The 20,449-nt window shown below is 65.6% G+C and carries 20 protein-coding genes; 10 read left to right on the top strand and 10 right to left on the bottom strand.

The window, feature by feature from the left end; translation table 11 throughout:
* Positions 1 to 113: 113 nt before the first annotated feature.
* Complete coding sequence (locus tag M0639_RS32565; protein ID WP_063892154.1) at positions 114 to 1,175, top strand: amidohydrolase family protein; 1,062 nt, start codon at positions 114 to 116, stop codon at positions 1,173 to 1,175.
* Complete coding sequence (locus tag M0639_RS32570) at positions 1,172 to 2,374, top strand: FAD-dependent oxidoreductase (protein ID WP_063892155.1); 1,203 nt, start codon at positions 1,172 to 1,174, stop codon at positions 2,372 to 2,374. The genes M0639_RS32565 and M0639_RS32570 overlap by 4 nt, the downstream gene beginning before the upstream one ends.
* 70 nt (positions 2,375 to 2,444) lie before the next feature.
* On the opposite strand, the gene M0639_RS32575 is transcribed toward M0639_RS32570, so the two are convergent.
* Positions 2,445 to 3,245 carry an enoyl-CoA hydratase/isomerase family protein gene (locus tag M0639_RS32575; RefSeq protein WP_058228070.1) on the bottom strand — a complete coding sequence of 267 codons (801 nt, stop codon included), beginning with the start codon at positions 3,243 to 3,245 and terminating at the stop codon, positions 2,445 to 2,447.
* A gap of 183 nt (positions 3,246 to 3,428) precedes the next feature.
* Here M0639_RS32575 and M0639_RS32580 point away from each other — a divergent pair, with 183 nt between their 5' ends.
* The 5 genes from M0639_RS32580 (at position 3,429) to M0639_RS32600 (ending at position 7,112) form a co-directional block, all read left to right on the top strand.
* Entirely contained in the window at positions 3,429 to 5,096 is a 1,668-nt protein-coding gene (locus M0639_RS32580; protein WP_063892163.1) for an acetate--CoA ligase, read from the top strand.
* A 4-nt stretch (positions 5,097 to 5,100) separates the two neighbouring features.
* Positions 5,101 to 5,856 carry an SDR family NAD(P)-dependent oxidoreductase gene (locus M0639_RS32585; protein WP_082908868.1) on the top strand — a complete coding sequence of 252 codons (756 nt, stop codon included), beginning with the start codon at positions 5,101 to 5,103 and terminating at the stop codon, positions 5,854 to 5,856.
* Positions 5,857 to 5,914: 58 nt separating this feature from the next.
* Complete coding sequence (locus M0639_RS32590; protein ID WP_064074881.1) at positions 5,915 to 6,403, top strand: FAS1-like dehydratase domain-containing protein; 489 nt, start codon at positions 5,915 to 5,917, stop codon at positions 6,401 to 6,403.
* Positions 6,404 to 6,405: 2 nt separating this feature from the next.
* Positions 6,406 to 6,828 carry a MaoC/PaaZ C-terminal domain-containing protein gene (locus M0639_RS32595; protein ID WP_082893239.1) on the top strand — a complete coding sequence of 141 codons (423 nt, stop codon included), beginning with the start codon at positions 6,406 to 6,408 and terminating at the stop codon, positions 6,826 to 6,828.
* A 140-nt stretch (positions 6,829 to 6,968) separates the two neighbouring features.
* Positions 6,969 to 7,112, top strand: a complete 144-nt coding sequence (locus M0639_RS32600) for a hypothetical protein (protein WP_156525060.1) — start codon at positions 6,969 to 6,971, stop codon at positions 7,110 to 7,112.
* Positions 7,113 to 7,339: 227 nt separating this feature from the next.
* Here the strand turns inward: M0639_RS32600 and M0639_RS32605 are convergent, their stop codons facing one another.
* The 3 genes from M0639_RS32605 to M0639_RS32615 are packed head-to-tail and all read right to left on the bottom strand — an operon-like array spanning position 7,340 to position 11,295.
* Positions 7,340 to 9,682 (bottom strand): CoA transferase, encoded by a 2,343-nt coding sequence (locus M0639_RS32605; protein ID WP_064074864.1) that lies wholly within the window; start codon positions 9,680 to 9,682, stop codon positions 7,340 to 7,342.
* Positions 9,683 to 9,703: 21 nt separating this feature from the next.
* Entirely contained in the window at positions 9,704 to 10,504 is an 801-nt protein-coding gene (locus M0639_RS32610; RefSeq protein WP_064074865.1) for an SDR family oxidoreductase, read from the bottom strand.
* An 8-nt stretch (positions 10,505 to 10,512) separates the two neighbouring features.
* Complete coding sequence (locus tag M0639_RS32615) at positions 10,513 to 11,295, bottom strand: enoyl-CoA hydratase/isomerase family protein (RefSeq protein WP_064074866.1); 783 nt, start codon at positions 11,293 to 11,295, stop codon at positions 10,513 to 10,515.
* 234 nt (positions 11,296 to 11,529) lie between these two features.
* Between M0639_RS32615 and M0639_RS32620 the strand changes: the two genes are divergently transcribed.
* On the top strand, positions 11,530 to 12,642 hold the full coding sequence (locus M0639_RS32620; protein WP_064074867.1) for an acyl-CoA dehydrogenase family protein: 1,113 nt from the start codon (positions 11,530 to 11,532) through the stop codon (positions 12,640 to 12,642).
* A gap of 14 nt (positions 12,643 to 12,656) precedes the next feature.
* Entirely contained in the window at positions 12,657 to 13,847 is a 1,191-nt protein-coding gene (locus M0639_RS32625; RefSeq protein WP_064074868.1) for an acyl-CoA dehydrogenase family protein, read from the top strand.
* Positions 13,848 to 13,920: 73 nt separating this feature from the next.
* Here the strand turns inward: M0639_RS32625 and M0639_RS32630 are convergent, their stop codons facing one another.
* The 6 genes from M0639_RS32630 to M0639_RS32655 form a co-directional block, all read right to left on the bottom strand.
* Entirely contained in the window at positions 13,921 to 14,727 is an 807-nt protein-coding gene (locus M0639_RS32630; RefSeq protein WP_064074869.1) for an SDR family NAD(P)-dependent oxidoreductase, read from the bottom strand.
* 143 nt (positions 14,728 to 14,870) lie between these two features.
* The gene (locus tag M0639_RS32635) at positions 14,871 to 15,869 is read right to left on the bottom strand and encodes an NADPH:quinone oxidoreductase family protein (protein ID WP_064074870.1); all 999 of its coding nucleotides are present in this window, start codon (positions 15,867 to 15,869) and stop codon (positions 14,871 to 14,873) included.
* Position 15,870: 1 nt separating this feature from the next.
* Positions 15,871 to 16,614 carry an SDR family NAD(P)-dependent oxidoreductase gene (locus M0639_RS32640; RefSeq protein ID WP_064074871.1) on the bottom strand — a complete coding sequence of 248 codons (744 nt, stop codon included), beginning with the start codon at positions 16,612 to 16,614 and terminating at the stop codon, positions 15,871 to 15,873.
* A 47-nt stretch (positions 16,615 to 16,661) separates the two neighbouring features.
* Positions 16,662 to 17,672, bottom strand: coding sequence for an NADPH:quinone oxidoreductase family protein (locus M0639_RS32645; protein WP_064074872.1), 1,011 nt, complete (start codon positions 17,670 to 17,672; stop codon positions 16,662 to 16,664).
* Positions 17,669 to 18,346 carry a nitroreductase gene (locus M0639_RS32650; RefSeq protein WP_064074873.1) on the bottom strand — a complete coding sequence of 226 codons (678 nt, stop codon included), beginning with the start codon at positions 18,344 to 18,346 and terminating at the stop codon, positions 17,669 to 17,671. Before M0639_RS32650 ends, M0639_RS32645 begins: the two co-directional genes overlap by 4 nt.
* Before the next feature lie 87 nt (positions 18,347 to 18,433).
* Positions 18,434 to 19,126: a TetR/AcrR family transcriptional regulator gene (locus M0639_RS32655; protein WP_054801403.1), complete on the bottom strand. Its 693-nt coding sequence runs from the start codon at positions 19,124 to 19,126 to the stop codon at positions 18,434 to 18,436.
* A 121-nt stretch (positions 19,127 to 19,247) separates the two neighbouring features.
* Here M0639_RS32655 and M0639_RS32660 point away from each other — a divergent pair, with 121 nt between their 5' ends.
* Positions 19,248 to 20,291, top strand: a complete 1,044-nt coding sequence (locus tag M0639_RS32660) for a phosphotransferase family protein (protein ID WP_064074883.1) — start codon at positions 19,248 to 19,250, stop codon at positions 20,289 to 20,291.
* Positions 20,292 to 20,449: the final 158 nt, after the last annotated feature.

Below are 20,449 nucleotides of genomic sequence, written 5' to 3' on the forward strand. Positions count from 1 at the left end.
TGGCTATTCCGTCGGATGGAACAGGGACTGGTATTTCGCGTTGGGTCGTATTTAACCTTCCGTGGGGACGACTCTCCGGTTCTCCCTTACGCCCTCTTTTAGGAGCAATTCGGATGTTCACCGATGCCCCAGGTACCCACTGCGGAACGACGGTTGACGTCCACGCACATCATTTCCCACGTGGGCTCGACGATTTCGCGGCGCGTACGGGCGACAGACGGTGGCCCTGCCTGGTCCGCGACGACGACAGTTCGGGCCGGATCATGCTTGGTGACAGCGAGTTTCGGAAGGTCCGCTCTGCCCTGTGGGACGTGACCCACCGGGTCGGTGAGCTCGACGTTGCAGGGATCGATGTGCAGCTCGTGTCGCCCGTCCCGATCACGCTGACCGATTGGGCACCTCCGCAGGAGGCTGCGGATTTCGCCCGTGCCATGAACGACGGCATCGCCGAGGATGTAGCCGCCGCTGACGGTCGATTGCTGGGCCTCGGTGCGCTACCGGTCCAGGATATCGACGCAGCAGTCGTCGAGCTCGAGCGCGCGGTGAGGACGCTCGGGCTACGAGGTGTCGAGATAGGCTGCCGACTGGCGGGCCGCGAGCTTGACGACCCGGCGGTACGACCGCTCTTCGAGGCCGCTGCCGCGCTGGGTGCCGTCGTCTACGTACACCCACTGGGAGGGGGAGACGGAGCACTGCGTCGCACCGGTCAGCCGTACGATTTCGGTCTCGGCATGTTGACCGACACGGCGCTCGCCGCGGGAGCTCTGGTATTCGGGGGAGTCCTACGGGACCTGCCCGAGCTGCGTGTCGTGATGTCGCACGGCTGCGGAACCTTCCCCTGGTCGTTGCCGCGCCTTCGCCTCGGTGCCGTCCTCGCCGGCGACACCGACCACGACCACGACGACCTAGCTCGTAGGCTGTGGGTCGACACTCTGGTCTTCGATGCCGAACACCTGGCGCTGTTGGTCCGGCGCTTCGGTGCCGAGCACGTCATGATCGGCACGGATCACCCGTTCATCGCCGGCCAGCTCGAAGGTCAACAGACGCAGGTCCGCGACGCGGTCGATGCTGGAATCCTGACGGCGGAGCAAGCACTCGGGGTGTTGGGGACCAACGCCCTGGATCTTGTCCGAGGCAGCAGGCTCACTTCGGGCGCCGAGGCTACAGCACCATGACGACACACGACGTCACTGTCGTCGGTGGGGGCCCCATCGGACTCATCACGGCACTGGGCCTCGCGCAGGCTGGTATCGGTGTCACGGTACTCGAGGCCACGCCTACCGTCGTCCGCACGCCGCGGACAATGTTGTTCCACTGGTCGATCATGGCCGAACTGGAGCGACTCGGTCTGCTGGCCGCCGCGGCGTCGGCCGGGCTGGTTCAGCGGAGCTGGACGCTTTCGGTCCCGCGGACCGGTGAGGAGCTCGTGTTCGACCTGAGCGTGCTGGACGACTCCGTCGAGCACCCCTTCACTCTCCACCTCGGGCAGGACACGCTCAGTGAGATCGTGCTGGCCCGGCTCGGTGCAATGTCCAACGTCCGGATCGAGTGGGATATGTCGGCCCGCTCGTTCGAGCAGGATGCGCACGGCTGCACCGTGTCGGCGGTTGGTCCGGCGGGTGAGCGTGACTACCGCTCGTCGTGGGTCGTGGCGGCCGACGGCGCCCACAGCATCATCCGGCGTCAGCTCGGGCTCGCCTTCCCCGGTATGACATGGCCCGAGCGCTTCGTCGCCACGGATCTGGACCTCGATCTGGCGACACTGGGCTACGCGCGCTCCGTCGCCCGGGTGGACCCGACGCACGGTGCGCTGATCGCGCAGTTCGGTGATCCCGTGCCGTGGCGCTACACGTACGCCGAGAGCCTGATGCTGCCGAACGACTCGGTCGCAGACCGAATGCCCGACGTCTTCCGCGCCTTGCTGCCCGACGATGTCGATCCGCAGGTCACGGCGTGGGCGGCCTTCCGGATGCACGAGCGTGTCGCAGACCGGTTCCGAGTCGGCCGCGCGCTACTGGTCGGCGACTCGGCACACGTCACCAACCCGTCGAGCGGCTACGGCGTGGCAGGAGGGTTCTTCGACTCGGCCCTGCTCGTGGAGACGCTGGCCGCGGTGGTCCACGGCGACGCCCCAGAGGACATGCTCGACCACTACTCGGGCGTCCGGCGTCGGGTCTTCACCGAGATCTCGTCGCCGGTGTCCTCGGAGCGGAAACAGCTAATCTTCGACAGTCATGACCCGGTCAGGCTCGAGGCAGACCTGGAACACTATCGCCGGATCACCGGAGACCGTGACTTGATGCGTCGGGCCATGCTGGTCGAGCGCGAACTGCAAAGCGAATCGTTGCTGTCGAAGGGAAACCTGCCGGTCTGATGCGGTATCCCCTGGACCGATGTTGCCGATTGCTTCGCGGAGTTCGACCAGTATGTGGCATTTCCCGCGATCAGCGGTTGTTGTAGACGGGTACGCGACGCTGCATCTGGGCATTGATCGCCTCGATGAAGTCCTCGGTTGCAGCTCCTGCAGAGGCGTGCTCACGCTCGAGCAATAGCTGCTCCTCGAATGAGGCATCGATCGAGTTGCGCAGCAATGCCTTGGTGCGCCACAGCGAGCCCGGAGCGACAGCGAGTAGGCCATCGACGACCTCTTGAGTCCGGCTCTCGAGGTGTGCATCGCTGCTGAGCCAGTTGCACAGGCCGAACCGCTCGAGATCCTCGGATCCGACGACGTCGCCGAGCAGACAGATCTGCAGCGCGCGTGACGGTCCTACGCGGCGGGGGAGGAGCCAACTCTCGCCGTGATCCAGCGAATGCCCGAGATGGGGCTGCGGGAGGGATATCTTCGTCGTGTCGGACGCGATCACGAGGTCGGCGGCGAGCATGAACATGACGCCGATGCCGATCGCGTAGCCGCGCGTGCTCGCGACAATGGGCTGTGGCAGGGCCAGCAGATCTCGCAGCAGCGGCTGAATAGTCCCGGAGATACTCGAGTCGAAAGCTTCTCGACGCTCGTCGGCAGGCGCACCGAGGACACTTGCGATATCGCCCATGTCGGACCCGGTACAGAAGTCGGTGCCCTCGCCGCGGATCACCACGACATCGACGCACTTTCGGGTGCGCAGGTCGGCGACGGTGTCATGCAGTGCGGCGACCATGTCGGAAGTGAGCGCACCTTTGGCCTCAGGGCGGTCGATCGTGATCCATGCGACGCGTTCTGTGTGCTCGATCCGCACCTGTCCGGTCATCTCGCCATTCTCCTCACCATAAACACACTGCTGGCAGCCGCGGTGCTGCTCCGGAAGGCCTCAGAGTAAGCAGGGGCCTACACATCGACAGCCCACGGTTCCGAGGCACGGAACACGATGGTGCGGTCCGCCGCGAGGGGTGGTTCGGTGAGATTCCTACCGTTCGACACCGAGGTGAAAACTATGTCCGTAGTGCGCGAAAACCTGTACGCCGAACTCCACGCCGAGCGTGGGCTCTCGAGCTCCGAGATCTGGCGAGCTGCCGAGAAGCGACTCGACTGGCCGATCGATCGCGGGCTCAACACCGCACATGAGTGTGCGGACCGGTGGGCGCGCGACCGGGCTCGTCTCGCAATGATCATTCGGCACCCCGACGGCAGCAGCGACCGCTGGACCTACGCCGAGCTGGCCCGGACGTCGAGCCGACTGGCCTCAGCGTGGAAGGCCGCAGGGCTCGTGCGTGGTGACAAGGTTGCAGCCCTGGTCAATCAGCAGGTCGAGGCGTTCATCGGAGCGCTCGCCGCGTGGCGTTCGGGCATGGTCTACGTGCCGCTGTTCGCCGGCTTCGGCACCGATGCCATCGTGCAGCGGCTCAATGGCGCCGAGCCGGCAGCGGTCGTGGTCGATCACCGGTACCGGGGCCAGCTCGCAGAGGCGTTGCCGTTTCTGACCGTCGACCCTCAGATCTACACCGTGGCAGGCGCTGCAGGACGCGGCCTGGTCAAGGGCGACCGGAGCCTGTGGGCTGAGATCGACAGCCATGCTCCCGATTTCGGCATGGTCGAGACGGCGCCCTCCGACCCGGCGACGTTGATCTACACCAGCGGTACGACTGGTGCGGCGAAAGGCTGCATCCAGCCCCACTCATTGATTCTCACCATTCAGCCGTTCATCCGGCACACCTGGGCGTTAACCCCCGACGACATGTTCTTCACCGGCGCAGCACCCGGATGGTCCTACGGCCTGTACACGACCGGTGCTGGACCGATGGCGCTCGGCATCCCGCGCGTGGTCTACAGCGGGGACTTCGATCCGGCTGCGTGGTTGCGTATCTTCGAGGAGGAACAGGTCACCTACATTGCGGCTGCGCCCAGCGCGCTGCGTCGTCTCGTTCCGATCGCTGCGCGCCGGGGGATCTCGAGTAGCGTGCGCGGCGCGACCAGCGCGGGCGAACCGCTCGACGCGCCGCTCGCTCAAGCGTGGATGGAATTGACCGGCAGCACGATCCAGGACGGCTACGGCCAGAGTGAGGCCGCCATGGTGCTGGCCAACCTCGCAGACCCGGCGACTCCGGACGTCCCGGGCGCGATGTCATCGGTTGTCCCTGGCTTCGATATCGTGCTCGTTGACGACGAGGGCGTCGAGCAGGAGAGCCAGGGCATTTTGGCGCTGCGCAACCCCGAGTATCAGGCTGCGACCGGCTACCTGAACGGTGACGACCTGTGGAAGGCCCGTTGGCGTGATGACCTTTTCCTGACCGGCGACGTCGTGCGCCGTGACGAGGACGGTCGCTACTGGTTCGTCGGCAGGGACGACGATCTGATCGTGACGTCCGGCTACAACGTAGGGCCCAGCGAGGTCGAGAACCTCATCCTGGCGCACCCCGGAGTCACAGAGGTCGCCGTCGTGGCGGCGCCCGACCCTGAGCGCGGCTCGGTCGTGCGCGCGATTATCGTGCTTAACGGGACAGTCGGCCAGCAGCAGGTTTCCGACGAGATCGCCGCGGACGTGCGTAAGAACCTCGGACGCCACGCGTACCCCAAGATCATCGACTACGTCGACGAGTTGCCGCGTACGGAGGCTGGCAAGATCAAGCGCAACGAACTGCGCCGGCAGACCGCGCCGGTGTGAGGCAGTGACCGACCGGATGTTCCGGCTCGACGGCAAGGTGGCCGTGGTGACGGGTGCGAGCCAGGGCATTGGCGCGGCGATCGCTCGAGCCTTCGCCGAAGCTGGGGCAGATCTGCTGCTGGTAGCCCGTCGCCACGACGCGCTGACGGAATTTGCTGACGAACTGAGAGTTGGGACCGGGCAGAGGGTCGTCACCGTCATGACCGACGTCATGGCCGAAGATGCGCCGGCTCAGATCGCGGAGCGCGCCCAGGCATCATGGTCGGGCATCGATGTGCTGGTCAACAACGCCTACTCGTCGGGCGGCGTGGTGTGCCCGGTGCTCGACCTCGACGACGAGGTCTGGGACGAAGTTCTGGCCGCCAACGTCGTTGCGCCGTTCCGACTGTGTCGGGAACTCGTGCCGCTCATGGCAGGCCGGTCGGGGTGCTCGGTGATCAACGTCGTCTCGGGTTCGGGTTTCCTGCCGTCCCAGGGCATCGGAGCCTACGGGGTCAGCAAGGCTGCACTGTGGATGTTGACACGTCAGCTTGCGGTCGAGTTGGCGCCCAAGGTCCGGGTCAACGCACTGTGTCCCGGCATCGTCAGTCCTGACGGTGAGCCAGCGCACCAAGCACACATCGACCTGCTGCCGCATGTGCCGATGGGGCGGTTGGGACGTCCAGAGGAGATGGCCGGCGCGGCCGTCTATCTCGCGTCTTCAGCCGCGTCCTACACGACGGGTGAGGTCGTTTTCGTAAATGGGGGCCGGCCATGGTGATCACACCGCACACCGCAGCATCGCGACACAGTTCGTGTTGATACTCAAGGAGTTGCCAATGGCCATCGGCCGATTCCCCATCGAGGCAGGGCAGGTTCTGCAGTTCGCGCGCTCGCTCGGCGATGCCAACCCCGTCTTTACCGATCCGGAGGTCGCCGCGACTGCAGGCCTGGACGCGATCCCGGCACTGCCGACGTATGTTCAGGCGAGCGCACACTTCGACCCGGACTACCCGCTGCGCCCGCACCTGGATGGACCTTGGTTCGGATCGGGGGGCGATGCGACGGGCTACGGTCCTGACGACGAGGACACTGCCAGTGGGACGCTGCACGGTGAGCAGCACTTCGTATATCACCGGCCGCTGCTTGTGGGCGATGTCCTCACGGCGACCGTCCGCGACGGTGATACCTGGCGCAAGCAAGGCCGTCGGGGCGGTGATCTGCGCTTCTTCGAGACCATCACTGACTACCGCGACGAGGCGGGAGAGCTCGTCGTGACGGCTCGCGTCGTCGGTGTCGCCACACAGCACCAGCCCAAGGACGACTGACCATGACCGATCAGCAAACTGCCGCGACCGCTACGGTGGGAGACACCCACGAGCAGGTTCTCGTGGAGAACCTCACTCGAACGCAGATCGTCCAGTACGCCGGTGCATCCGGCGACTTCAACGCTCTGCACACCGATGCGACCTACGCGACCGAGATCGCTGGCTTCCCAGGTGTTTTCGCACACGGCATGCTGACGATGGGCATGACGGGACGCATCCTGACCGACGTATTCGGCCCGCAGAATCTGCGGGCTTTCGGTGGCCGCTTCGTGACGCAGGTCTGGCCTGGAGACTCATTGACGGCTACTGCGACGGTTACCGAAATACTCGAGGAAGGCGGGGAGCTTCGTGCCCGCGTGGCTGTCGAGACCGTCCGTCAGGACGGTAGGACGGTCTTCGTCGGCCTCGGCACCGTCGCGATCTAGATCGGCTCGGCACTTCTGGGGATCTAGCGGCAGCAGCAATGTGAGCTGCTGCGTCGCTGCAGACCGCGAACGCCGCCGTCACAACCGTCCCGACCAACGGCCGCGGGAAGCTGTGCCATTCACGGATCATGATCGCCAGCATGACCAGTGACGCGTCGATGATGACGCACCTTGGCGGCGGACGGACGGCAATGATCGTGCCGGACGAGAGCAGGAAGATCCCTGCGACGCTACCGACGAAGACCAGCGTCCAGAGCCGGCGAGCAGTCCGGTGCGGACCGTGATGAGTAAACAGCTCGGCGCTTCCCCACCCCGACTCTGAAACTTGACGACGAGGCGGTCGATCACCACCAAGCCCACGGTTCGCTCGCCCGCGACGAGGGTGTTGGTCATGAAGATCGGCGTCACGGATCGTGATGTCGATCCGTGACGCCGATAAGTTGAAGATCTTGTGGCTACTGGCGCGGCTAGTGCATCGTCCAGAGATGTTGTGCACCGGCCGTTCCCGCAGTCACCGCAGGGTATAGGTGCGTTCGAACGGAGTGTTGAACGGCGAGTCCGAGATCAGTCCGTCCTCGCGAAGTGCGGCGATCTCCTCGGCCGTGCGACCCAGCCGGGTCAGGATCTCGTCGTTGTGCTGCCCGAACAGAGGTGCCGGAGAGCATGGCGCCATATCAGGTCCCTCGACGAACCGGACCGGTCCCGCGAGGTACTCCTGCGGCCCGATGACAGGGTGCGCGATTTCCACGACCCGTTTGCGGGCGAGCAGCTGGCGATGCCGCACTACCTCGTCTCCGACCTCGAGGCGTGCCGACGGGATGCCCGCTGCTCTGAGGTCGTCGACGACCTGTGTCGAGTCGAGCTCGGCGCATGCCTGCCGCAGTAGACCGTCGAGCTCAGCCCCCATAGCCTCTCGACCGGCCACGTCGGCGAATCGCTCGTCGTCTGCCCATGCTTTGGCCCACGGCAGCGCAGCGAGAGCGGACCACTGCTCGTCGTTCTCGACCGACACAGCGAATTCAGCGCCGTCGGTACCGCGATAGACACCTTGCGGGGCCGATCCTGGCCGGTTGTTGCCGGTGCGGCTGAAGGTCCGACCGGACGCGGACTGCTGGACTACCGCCTCGGCCGTCAGCTGGATCGCGGCGTCGCACAGCGGCACCTCCAGGAGTGCCCCGTGCCCGGTCACCCGTCGCCGTCTGATGGCGGTGATCGTGGCGAACGAGCACACGAACGCCGCGAACGGGTCGACCGCTGATCCGGTCAGCAGTGGCTCGCCGTCGGCATAGCCGGTCAGCTCCGCCATGCCGGATGCTGCGTTGACCGTATAGGTGAAGCCCGGCCGGTCGCGCCACGGTCCGTCGAGCCCCCAGGCCGGCATACGCACCATGACGATGTCAGGGTTGATCGCCCGGATGCCCTCGTAGTCGAGTCCGCGCGACTCCAGCACCCTTGGTCCGTAGTTCTCCAGGATGACGTCGGCCTCGGCGATCAACTCGCGGACCACGGTGAGCCCGCGGGGGTCGGCGAGATCCGCAGTGATGTCCTTCTTACCCAGGTTGGCACCCACGAACGGCGCACCACGCTCCCAGAAACGATCGACCGTCCCGGGCACGCCGTTGAATCGGATGAGGTCGGGTCGGTTGACGGTCTCTACCTTGATCACTTCGGCGCCAAGGCTCGCGAGGTTCATAGTCACCATCGGGCCGGCCTGGAAGGTGCCGAATTCGACGACGCGCAGACCCGCCAATGGCAGCCGAGGATCGATGCCGTCGGCGGTGTTGCGGATGCGGGGCGCCGTGCACGACCAGTCCTGGTTGTCGTCTTGGCCGATGTCTGCGAGAAGAGCAGGCGTCCACCTAGCGTCACCGTTCACACGGAACGGGGGGCCGGGTGCGGTGAACACACCCGAGGCGCTCCGGACGAACGAGTTCCGTGCCGCGAACGGCGCGATCGACGCGATCGTCCCTGGAGTGGCGACCGGAACGATCGGCACCCTGTTGGCGGCACCAAGCTCGACAAGTTCGTCGATGGTGTGACGGCGAGTGAACTCACGGACGAGCGCAGTGACCTCGGCGGCGTGATCGACCCGGTCGTTGAGGGTGTCGAATCGCGGATCGTCGAGCGCAGGGACCTGGGCGATCTGCTTGAAGTCCTTCCACTGCGGCGGCGTCACGCTGACGACACATACCCATCCGTCACTGGCCTGTTCGATGCCGGGGATCGGTGCCTGCGGCAGCGGGTATTTCGAGTGGTGCTCGATGCGGTTGTAGAGCCAAGGGAACTGCTGCAGTGCAACGGCCGACTCGAACAGTGACACGTCCGCCACCACGGGGGCCTCGTCGGCGTCGTTGGCCAACAGTCCGACGACTACTGCCATTGCCGCCGCAGCGCCGCCGGTCATCTCGACGATCGGCACACCCACCGAGATCGATGGCTTGTCGCCGCTCGGGTGCACCAACGAGATGCCGGCCTCGGCCTGCAGCGTGAAGTCCGTCGCGGGGGTCGTCGCGTCGGGACCGTCGAGGCCGTATGGGGACACCGCGACGACGATGAGGCGCGGTCGACGCGACCGCAAATCGCGGACCAGTGACTGGACGTCGGATTTCTCGTCGCAGATCACGACGTCGACCCGGTCGGCGAGAGCAAGGCCAGCAGAGGAGCTGCTCACGTCGGTCACCGATCCCTTGCCGGCATGGAGGTACTCGGCGTACTCCGGGGAATCCGTGCGGAGCGGGTCGCCTTCGGAGGGCTCGAGTCGTATAACCGTTGCACCGGCATCACGCAGCAGCTTGCCGGCGTAGCCGGTGGAGACCCGGCGTCCTGCTTCCAGGACCACGATGTCGTCAAGCATGTGTATCTCCTTGTCGGTTAGTCACGGGGTCGCGCGTCGCGCGCCACCGTCCATGTAGAGCACGGATGCCTGTACGTAGCTGCAGGCATCCGGGGCGAGGAAGCAGACGACGCGCGCGACCTCGGCGGGATCGGCGGCACGACCCGCCGGTAGTCCGGAACCCACCTCGGCGATGAGTTCCTGTGGGGATCGGTCCTGTTGCTCCGCCGCTCGCGCGACGAGCGTCACTGCCCGGTCGGTCAGTGTCATACCGGGAGCCACCAGGTTTACCTGGATCCCAGACGACGTGAGCTCGTCGCTCAGGGCGCGGGTCAGGTTGTGGACCGCGATATTGGCCAGGCTGGTCGGCAGGTTGTCGGCTGTGGCGCTTGTGCCTGCGATGTTGACGATGCGGCCCCACCGGCGCACCGTCATCGACGGGATGACTCGCTGCGCCATCCTCAGGTAGCCGTGGAATTTCAGCAGGAGCGCATCGTCGACGTCGTCGGCCGAGATTTCGAGAATGTTGCCCATCCCTGCCGACCCGGCGCAGTTGACGAGGATGTCGATCCGGTCGAATGCATCGAGGCAAGCCTTGGCCGCCAGGTCGCAGCCCTCGACGGTCGTGAGGTCACAGCTCGCCGTCACCAGGTGCCCCGCGGACGAGGCGACGAGTTCGTCGAGCAGTGTGATGTCGCGGCTTACGGCGCAGACATTCGCACCCTCGGCCAGTAGCAGAACACTGCCGGGGGCCGATACGCTCACCGGGCAGCATGGCCCGACGCATCTACCTTTGCTGCCGCCGGTCACGATGGCCGCGCGTCCGGTGATCCCCAGGTCCATGCTGCCTCTCAGCGGTCCTGAGGGCTCGATGCCCCGTTGGTTGCGAACGACGCGAGCCCGGCCGTGAGGTCATCGGAGTGCATGATCATGCCGATTGCGGTGTCGTTGGCCACCCAGAGATCGTCCGTGGATTGACCGAAGGCCTGCGCCGCGACGAACATGCTCGCGGCGACTGCGGTCGACGGGTGGGCGGCGATGAACTCGGCGCGCTCGATCGCCGCGGACACGACGTCCGAGTCCGTCAGAGTGCTCACGAGCCCGAGGGCGTACGCGCGCTCCGCGTCGATCGGCTGTCCGGTCAGGATCATGTCCATCGCGGTCGCCCGGCCGATCGCCCATGGGAGCCGGAACATTCCGCCGGCACCGGCGACGAGGCCCCAACGGACCTCTGCCAGTGCGAAGGAGGAGCGTCGTGTCGCGACAACGAGGTCGCACGACAGCACGATCTCGAGCCCGCCGGACGTCGCGAGCCCATCGACGGCGGCAATCAGCGGCTTGGTGCGGGTCAACTGGGTGACGCCCGCGAAGCCACCCGCCGAGGTCTCGGCCCGAGCGCCGCCGTCGCGCTCGTCCTCGATCGTCCGTAGATCGTGACCGGCGCAGAAAACCGGTCGCGGCTCGGTGACGGTCGCAGTGAGGATCGCGACTCGCAGTTCAGGATCGTCCTCGACCTGAGCGAGTGCGGCACCGAGTGCCTGCGCCATCGGGTGGTCGAAGGCATTGCGGATGTCGGGCCGGTCGAGAGTGATGATCGCGATCGGCCCGCGGCGTTCGAGCGTGACGAGGGACATGGACGTTGACAGTAGGTGCATCCCGACCTCGACCGGCACAGTGTTTTCCGACCTCCGGAACGTTGGACTGGATCTGATGCCTCCGCGTCTCGGCCACGCTTCGGGGGGCTGCTTCCGGGGAGCGGAACACGCCGTTGTCCTCGTGACTGGGGTCACGAAATATGCAGCGAGGCTCGCCGACGTACGTGTTCGTCCCGGCGACCCACCGCGCCCGACGAGTTGAGGAGACTTGAGATGAACCTGTTACCCGATGAAGACCACGAGGCAGTCGCGGAGTTGGCGCGCAGCATCGCGACCGACATCTTGTCGCCTGCTGCGTGTGAGGCGGAGCGAGAGCAGTCCGTACCCAAGGATGTCTGGAGCAAGCTCTTCGATAGTGGACTGACCGTCCCGATCCCGGAGGAGTTCGGCGGTGGTGGTGTTCCCGACACGATCACCCAGTTGCTTGCGGTCGAGAACCTTGCGTTCGGTGACGCCGGGATCGCGATGGCGGCTGTGTGGAGCGGAGCTGCCGGTGGTCTGATCGCTCGGCACGGCACGGCGTCGCAGACCGATGGCCTGCGCATTTTCGCATCGAGCCCCGACGCACGGGGCGCGGTGGCCCTGTATGAGGGTCACGGCCGAGGACCGGCCGAGCTCGAGACCACCATCGCGATCGACGGAGACACTGTGAGGGTCACCGGCCGGAAGGTCGGGGTGGCTTTCGCTGCGTCGGCCGATCCGCTAGTTGTCGTGGGCCGTGACGCACAGGACGGGCGTCTTCGAGCAGTCGTTCTGGCGAGCGGTGACGCCGGAGTGACGGTCGACGACGTGACCCGAGGTATCGCGCTCGATGCCGCTGCTTCAGGTTCGATTACGTTCGACGTCACGACGACGACCGACGCACTCGTTGGTGGCACCGATGCCGACGCGGTGGCGCTGACGACGTCCGTGCAGCAGCTCCGGCTCCTCAATGCCGCCGCACAGGTCGGTACCGCGCAGCGTGCGATCGAGTACGCCGCGGCATACGCGACGACGCGCATCGCATTCGGCACGCCCATCGCCACCTTCCAGGGTATTTCGTTCCCGCTCGCCGAGGCCGTTATGCAGCTCGACGCCGCGCGGCTTGAGATCAGCGACGTCGCAGAGCGCCTCGACCTCGGCGTTGGTGTGGGTGAGGTCGATGTCGCACGTGCGGTGTCATACGCCTCCGAGATCGCACTCGAAGCGACTCGCGACAGCGTGCAGACGCTCGGCGGTCACGGCTTCATCACGGACCACCCGGTGGAGATCTGGTACCGGTCCGCAGCCGCCCTCGCGGCACTCGACTTCGACCCGACGCGCTCGTCCTTCGAGCCCGCGCTCTGAATAGGGGAAAGAACATGTCTTACAGCTTCCAGCTCAGCAAGCCGCTCGTCGATTACGGTCGCGCAGTCCGCGAGTGGTCCGCGTCCGAGGCCCGCCCGTACGCGCGGCAGGCCGACACGGAGCACAAGGTCCCGGACAACTGGGCCGAGATTATTGGCACCAGTCCGGTATCGCTCGGTCGGAGCGACCTGGCCGAGCCCGACCCGATCCCCACGTTCGACGAGGGCTATTGGGTGCGCAACCTGGTCTTCTACGAGAACATCAACTATGGCGATATTTGGGTCCAGCAGACCCTCGGTAGCGGCATTGCCCACCTGGTCGTGGAGTCGATGGGTACCCCTGAGCAGGTCGAGAAGTGGTACACGCCCGCCATCGAGGAGAACACGCCGACTGGTTTCGCGCTGACCGAGCCTCACTTCGGCTCCGACACCTCGCAGGTCTCGACCACGGCGACCCGCGATGGCGACAGCTGGGTGCTGAACGGCACCAAGATCTTCTGCAGCGGTGGTGCCACCGCGGAGTACATCGTGGTGTTCGCGACAGTCGACAAGTCGCTCGGCGCCAAGGGCATCAACGCTTTCGTCGTGCCAGCCGATGCACCAGGCTTCATCATCGCGAAGGAAAACGAGCAGAAGCTCGGTATCCGAAGCTGGGTCACGTCGGAACTGTTGTTCGACAACTGCATCATCCCGGTCGAGAACCAACTCGGCTGGACCGCCGACGGTTCCGCGGCTCCGCGCCGCAGCGGGCAGGGCGGCGCGCTGGGCGCGCTGGCCAACAACCGCCCCAACATGTCGGCGATGTGCATCGGGCTCGGTCAGGCGGCGATCGACGTCACGACCGGTATTCTCGGGGGCCAGAAAGCAGCCTTCTCTCCGCAGCGATGGCGCGCAGTCGAGGAGGATCTCGAGGCGATGAACTTCGCCCTCGAGCGTGGACGCCGGATGTCGTATAAGGCACAGTTCCTCGTGGATCAGGGTAAGGAAGACCGGGCGATCTCGGCCGCCGGTAAGGGCTATGCGCCCGAAACCGTCGAGCGTGTCATTCGTCGGTGCATGCAGCTGCTGGGACCTGAGGGTACGAGCGAGGAGCTTCTGCTCGAGAAGTGGTACCGGGACGTCAAGATCATGGACATCTTCGAGGGTTCGGGCCAGGTTCAGCGCATTGTTGTCGGACGGACGCTGATGGGTCGTCTCGCCGGCTGATCACGGTACCGGCGCTTGCATAGTCATGGCGGGACCCGACTCAGGGTCCCGCCATGACGCATCTCTGCATCCGTCAGACGATCGATGCACCACCGTCGACGGCGATGAGCTGACCGGTCAGGAAACCGGCCAGCGGGCTGAGCAGGAGCTCGACTACGTCGGCGATATCCGACGGCTCACCTTGTCTCTGAAGGGGAATCATGGAGAGCTCCTCGTCGCTGGCGACGAATCCGGTGACCTTTGACTGGGCAATCAGACGTGAGGTTCGGATGACGCCCGGGGCGATGCAGTTCACCCGGATGCCGTCTTTCCCGACTTCGGCCGCGAGGTACTTCGAGTAGTGCAGCACTGCGGCCTTGCTCATGGCGTAGCCCGCGATATAGCCGTCGGCTGCAACCTTGAAGCCCGAGCCACTCGAGACTGTGATGATCGATCCGCCGCCCGCAGCTTTGAGGTGAGGTACCGCCGAGCGGCAGCAGTTGACGACCGTCGTCATGTTGACGGCGACGAGCTTGCTGTAGTCGTCGTGAGAGGTCCGGCTCGCCGCGCTGTCGGGGTAGGGAGTGATGGCCCCGCCAGCAGGTATGAAGAGGTGGTTGAGGTGTCCGAACCGCTCGACGACTGTGGCGATCGCGCGTTCGGTCTCCTCAGGATCGGTCAGGTTGACCTGCACGCCGAGGCCGTCGCCGGCCCGGTTTTTCAGCTCGTCCTCGACGGAAGCTGCCGTCAGGTCCTCGTCGAATTCGGTTGCTGCGCTGAGGTTGACGTCGAGTACCGCTACTTTCGCGCCTCGCTCGGCGAGCCTCAGCGCGGTGGCCCGGCCGATGCCGCGTGCCCCTCCAGCGACGACGACCACGGACTCGTTCAGGGCAGGTGACATGTTTGAACTCCTCGGTGACTGTGACGGTTCGCCGTCGTGCCTGCGAACCCGGATACCCGTCGGCCGGGCACCTCATCACAGTGCCGGTCGTTCGCCGCCGAGGACACCGGAAATTCCGTGTGATGAAACGTCGGACGGGCTCGTCAGGATCGGTCGAAGTGCACCGTGATCTTGCCGGGCGGCATGCCTTGGTCAAGACGATGGAGCACATCGGACACTTCGGAGAACGCGTACGAGCTCCCGAGGGCGGGTCGGATGAGTCCCTGCTCGGCCATCTCCAGCAATGTCCGATTCATCGCTTCGTCTTCCTCGGCGGAGAAGCTGCCGGCGAAGACTCCGACCAGTGCGAGGTTGTGTAGCACGACGTCACCCATGGCGGCATCGATCCAGCTGCCGCTCGCGAAGCCGATCACGGCCACGGAGCCCCGGCTTCGGACGCCCTTGACAGCCTGCGCAGCGACGGCCCCGCCAACCGGGTCGAACAGGACGTCCACACCGATACCGCCCGTCAGCGCGAGGAGTTCGTCACCGACATCCGACACACGGTGATCGATACAGTCGTCAGCGCCGGCATTGGCGCAGTACGCCAGCTTCTCCATGCTGCTGCCCACCGCAATCACCCGCGCACCGAGAGCTTTGGAGAGGGCGATGGCGGCGAGCCCCGAGCTGCCACTGGCACCAAGCACAGCGATGGTTTGCCCGGCGCGCACCGTCAGCCGGCTGATGAGCGCGGCGTGAGCGGTGCGGAATCCGATCATGAAGCCTGCAGCCTCGGCGTCGGACAGCGTCGACGGCGCGAGCACCGCCTTGGACGCGCGGATGTAGGCATGGTCTCCGAATCCACCATGTCCTTCGGTAAACGGGGTCAGACCCATGACCCGGTCACCGACCCTGAAGTTGGCGTTCGCGCCCGCCTCGACGACGATGCCGACAACCTCCTGGCCCGGTTGGACCGGCGGTGTCGGCGTCAGCGGATAGGTGCCCTGCACCATCAGAAGGTCCGGAAGGCCCACACCGCACGCGGCGACACGGACGAGCAACCGGTCCGGCGTCGGCGGTTCCCACGTGACGTCCTCCAAGCGTAGGACGGCACGTGGGTCGCCGAACGCGTGTGCGCGCCAACTGCGCCCCTCGGTCGCCATCTCAGCGCCATCCGCCGTCGACGCGGAGCAGTGCCCCGGTGGAGTACGACGACGCCGACCCGCTGAAGAACAGCACAGCGCCGACGATCTCGGAGGGTTCGGCGCAGCGGCCGAGGGCAACAACGGCCTCGAGTTCCTCGCGGGCGCCGTCGGCCCAGTTGTCCGAGATGTCGGTCAGGAACGGTCCGGGCTGGATCGTGTTGACGCGCACGGACGGTGCATACTCCTGGGCGAAACCCTCGGTGAGGACGTGCAACCCGGCTTTGGCCGCGGCGTAGGGGAGGGCTTTCTCCGATGGCCGGATGGCCTCGATGGAACCGATGTTGACGATGGACCCGCCGCCGGATTTCACCATCTTGTGGCCGATCAGCGCGGCCAGCCTGAACGGTCCCCGTAGGTTGACGGCGATGGTCTTATCGAACAGGGCTTCGGTGACATCGACCAGGCTCGGGTAGTGCGGGGACAGGCCCGCGTTGTTGATCAAGACATCGACACGGCCGAACTCGGCGTAGGCCGCTTCGACGAGCCTGTCGCACTGCTCCCAGTCACTGACATTGCAGGCAACGGGGAGGGCACGGACCCCGAACCTCACGCGGACGTCCTCGGCGAGCGTCTCGCATGGCTCGATCTTGCGGCTCGCGATGACGACGTGGGCACCGCGCTGAGCGAAGGCCAGCACGATCTCTTTGCCCATGCCGCGGCTGCCGCCGGTCACGACGACAACTTTGTCTCTGAACTCTTCCATGGTTACTCCTGGTGTGGTCAGTGGTGTGTGAAGGAGGGCCGGGGTGGTCACCCGACGGTCCCGTCGAGCATGACGACAGAGCGGCCGACTGTGACCCTGTCGGCCAGGTCTTGTAGGGCACGGGGTGCATCGGCAAGAGGGATCCGTTCGCCGATCAGAGGCCGGATCGCCCCGCCGGTGGCGAGGGCCGAGAGCTCGGCGATGGCGCGGGCGACGACATCCGGCCGTTTTACCGTGTAGAGGCCGGAGTTGATCCCGATGATCGAATAGTTCTTGACGAGCGGGTGGTTGAGCGGCTGGGACAGGATCTCGCCGCCGGCAAACCCGATGATGAGGAGCCTGCCCTCGAAGGACACGCACTTGGTCGACTCGAACCAGGACGGACCACCCACAGGGTCGTAGATGACATCGGCGCCTCGGCCGCCGGTGGCGTCCTTGACGGCGTCGATGACAGAAACCTGTTCCCTGTCGATCACCAGGTGTGCACCGAGGTTTCGCACGGCCTCGGCCTTCCGAGTGCCACGCGTGACGCCGATGACGGTCGCGCCGGCTGCGAGGCCGAGTTGGACGGCGGCGCTGCCCACGCCACCGGCGGCAGCGTGGACCAGCAAAACCTCGCCGGCCTGGATACGCGCGCTGTGGGTGAGGGCTAGCCAGCCCGTGAGATACGCGTTGAAGAGGGCGGCAGACTCGGCGGCGTCCAGGCCGACTGGTGCGGGGAAGAGCAGGTCGAGGTCGACCAGCGCGATGTCGGCGAGTCCGCCGTGCAGTCCGGCGCCGATCGCGATGACCTTCGACCCGACCGAGAGATCGCGGCCGACCAGGTCTACGCCGGGACCGATCGAGACGATCTCTCCGTAGAAGTCTGCGCCGGGGGAGAACGGGAGGGTCGGCTTGTGCTGGTAGCCGGCGCGGCACATCAGGACGTCGGGGAAACCCAGGGTGCAGGCCGCGACCCGTACTGCGACCTGTCCCGCACCGGGCTGGGGGTCCGGGACTTGGACAAGACGCATGACCTCTGTCGGGGCACCGAAGGCCTCGACGTGCCAGGCTCTCATAGCGACGCGCCCGTGGTATTTACGTGGTGGACTGCTTCGTGCACGTCGGCCCGTGTTGTGCGGAACGCGTTGACCGGGTGGGTCGTGTCGGCGTGGCCGAACGAGACGGTGCAGACGATGTGCTGGTCCTCGGGGATCCCCAGCTCGGAGCGAACGACGTCGGTGTGGAACGCGATGGCACCCTGGGCGACCGCGCCCAAGCCAAGCTCCTGCGTAGCCAGGAGCAACGTCGAAACGTAGGCTCCGCAGTCGACGGCGCCGTATACGCCCAGCTCGGCTGCGGACGTGATGACGGCAGTGTGGGGGGCCCCGAAGAAGTCGAAGTTGCGTGCCATCTGCGCGTCTCGGCCTTCGCGGTCGGAACGCTCGATGCCCAATGCCGAGTACAGGCCGTAGCCCGCTTCCCGGCGTCGGTCGGCCCGGACCCCCGTGTAGCCGACTGGCAGCTGCAGGCACGAGACGGGCTCTTGGGAGGTGGCATAGACGGAGAGGGCTTCGGCAAGCTGCGTCGTCGCATCACCACTCGTGACATACACCTGCCACGGCTGAGTATTGCACCACGAGGGCGTCCGCTGCGCGAGCGTGAAGCGCTCGTTGAGCGTTTCTTCGTCGACCTGTGCAGGCAGGAAGGCGCGACAGCTGTAGCGCGAGGACAGGAGGGTCGACAGGCTCATGCGGTGACACTAAATCTCTAGCGGTCGTTCGCTACAGGCAGTGTTCCGCTAGATGGGCCACCCCGCGGCGTGATTCGTGCGGGGGTGTCAGCTCGATTTCTGTCGGTAGCGCTCGTCGAGCAGTCGTTGCGTCTCGTCAGAGATCTCGGCGCCGAGCAATGCCGCGGACAGGTCGACGAGTTGGCTCGAGAACAAAGCGTGGTCGCCCTCGGGCGAGTTGTTGGCGCGCCGTCCAATCTCGATGTACGCAAAGCGGATGGCCGCGAATCGGCGGTGCAGTGGGCTCCCCGCTGTGCCGGGTGGCATGAGCTGCTCGACCAGGCGACTCCAACGGTCCTGGCTGCCGCTGCGGTCGTAGATGATGGCGCCCGCCGGTCCGTTGGGATCGATCACCTTGTTGTCCCGGTTGACCAGCTGGGCGGCGATCTGCAGGAACTCCGGGCCACCGTCAGGATCATTGAGCTTGGCGACGAGCGGCTGGACGAGTGCGGAGCACGCGTCACGGAGCGAAGTCTTTTCGCGTGACGCAAGCAGGTCGAGAATCGCATCCCTGCGCAGGGAGACGGACTGGATGTGCTTCTCGACCAAGGCGCGGAGCAGTCCGTCGCGGTCGCCGAAGTGATACTGCAACGAGGTGGTGTTGCGCTGGCCGGCCGCGCGCATGATCTCTCGCAGGGAGACTCCTTCGATGCCTTGGTCGGCAAACAGCCGCTCGGCGGCTGTGATTATCGCTGAGTGTGCGTCGCGAGTCGGTTCGCGATTCGTCGTGCTTGCGGTCATGGACAAAGCGTACCTGTGTGTACTGCTACTGCGACAGTTTGTGTTTCATTTGATCATATCTATGATTCACTTGAATTAATTTGTTTGCAGGGAGCCGCCTGACGAATGCGAGGACTAAATGATGACGATCTCCGGTGATGCCTACATCGACGCGACAGCGGTGGCTGCATGGATGGACGGTGCAGGCCTGGGCGGAGGTTCGCTCGAGCAAGTCGAGCCACTTGCAGGGGGCACACAGAACATCATGGTGTCGTTCGTTCGGGCAGGACGACGCTACATCCTGCGTCGTGGTCCCCAGCACCTGCGAGCAGGCAGCAACAGGATCATGGGCCGCGAGATCACCCTGCTTGGCGGTCTGGCACAGACCGCTGTTCCGCACGCTCGACTGATCGCCAGCTGCGAGGACGAGTCGGTTCTCGGTGGTGCGGTCTTCTACCTGATGGAGCCGATCGACGGGTACAACGCCCTCGTGAGCTTGCCCCAAGGTCAAGCCGCTTCGCCCGAGATGCGTCACCGGATGGGTCTGAGCATGGTCGAGGCGCTTGCGACGCTCGGTGAGGTCGACTACAAGGCCGTGGGGCTCTCGGGGTACGCGCGGCCCGACGGCTTCCTCGAACGTCAGGTGCCACGTTGGCTCAGCGAGCTCGATTCCTACTCCCAACTCGAGGGCTACCCCGGTCCCGACATCGGCGATGTCACCCGCGTGGCCGAATGGCTGGAACGGCACCGTCCGCGAGCCTGGACACCCGGCATCATGCACGGCGACTTCCACGTATCGAACGTGATGTTCCGTCACGACGAGCCGGAGATCGCGGCCATCGTCGATTGGGAGATGACGACAATCGGGGACCCACTGCTCGACCTCGGATGGATGCTGTCGCTATGGGCAGGTCCGGACGACGTCGAGGACCTCCTTGGTTCGGCCTACGCCACCGGCGGCGGGTTGCCGACAGAGCAGGAGATCGTGCAGCGCTATGCCGACCGGTCTTCGCGAGACGTCTCCGCTATCGACTGGTACGTCGCGCTGGCGTGCTTCAAGCTCGGCATCGTCCTGGAGGGGACCTATGCGCGTTCTCTTGCCGGGCAGGCGTCTGTCGAGACAGGGCTGCGCCTACACGCGATAACGCTGCGGCTCTTCGACAGGGCGATTCAGCGGATCTCGTAGCGACGATTCGGAGAATCGAAATACTCGGTGCGTAGTCGGCTACTACAGTCATGTTCTGAGCCTCGGAACACCCTCTTGGCCGTTAGACCGTAGCGCACATAGAGTCCCTGAACGATCGTCAAGTAGCAAAGGGATCTCTCATGTCGTCAGCCGTCATC

It is taken from the genome of Rhodococcus qingshengii JCM 15477, assembly GCF_023221595.1.
GTDB classification, from domain to species: domain Bacteria; phylum Actinomycetota; class Actinomycetes; order Mycobacteriales; family Mycobacteriaceae; genus Rhodococcus_F; species Rhodococcus_F qingshengii.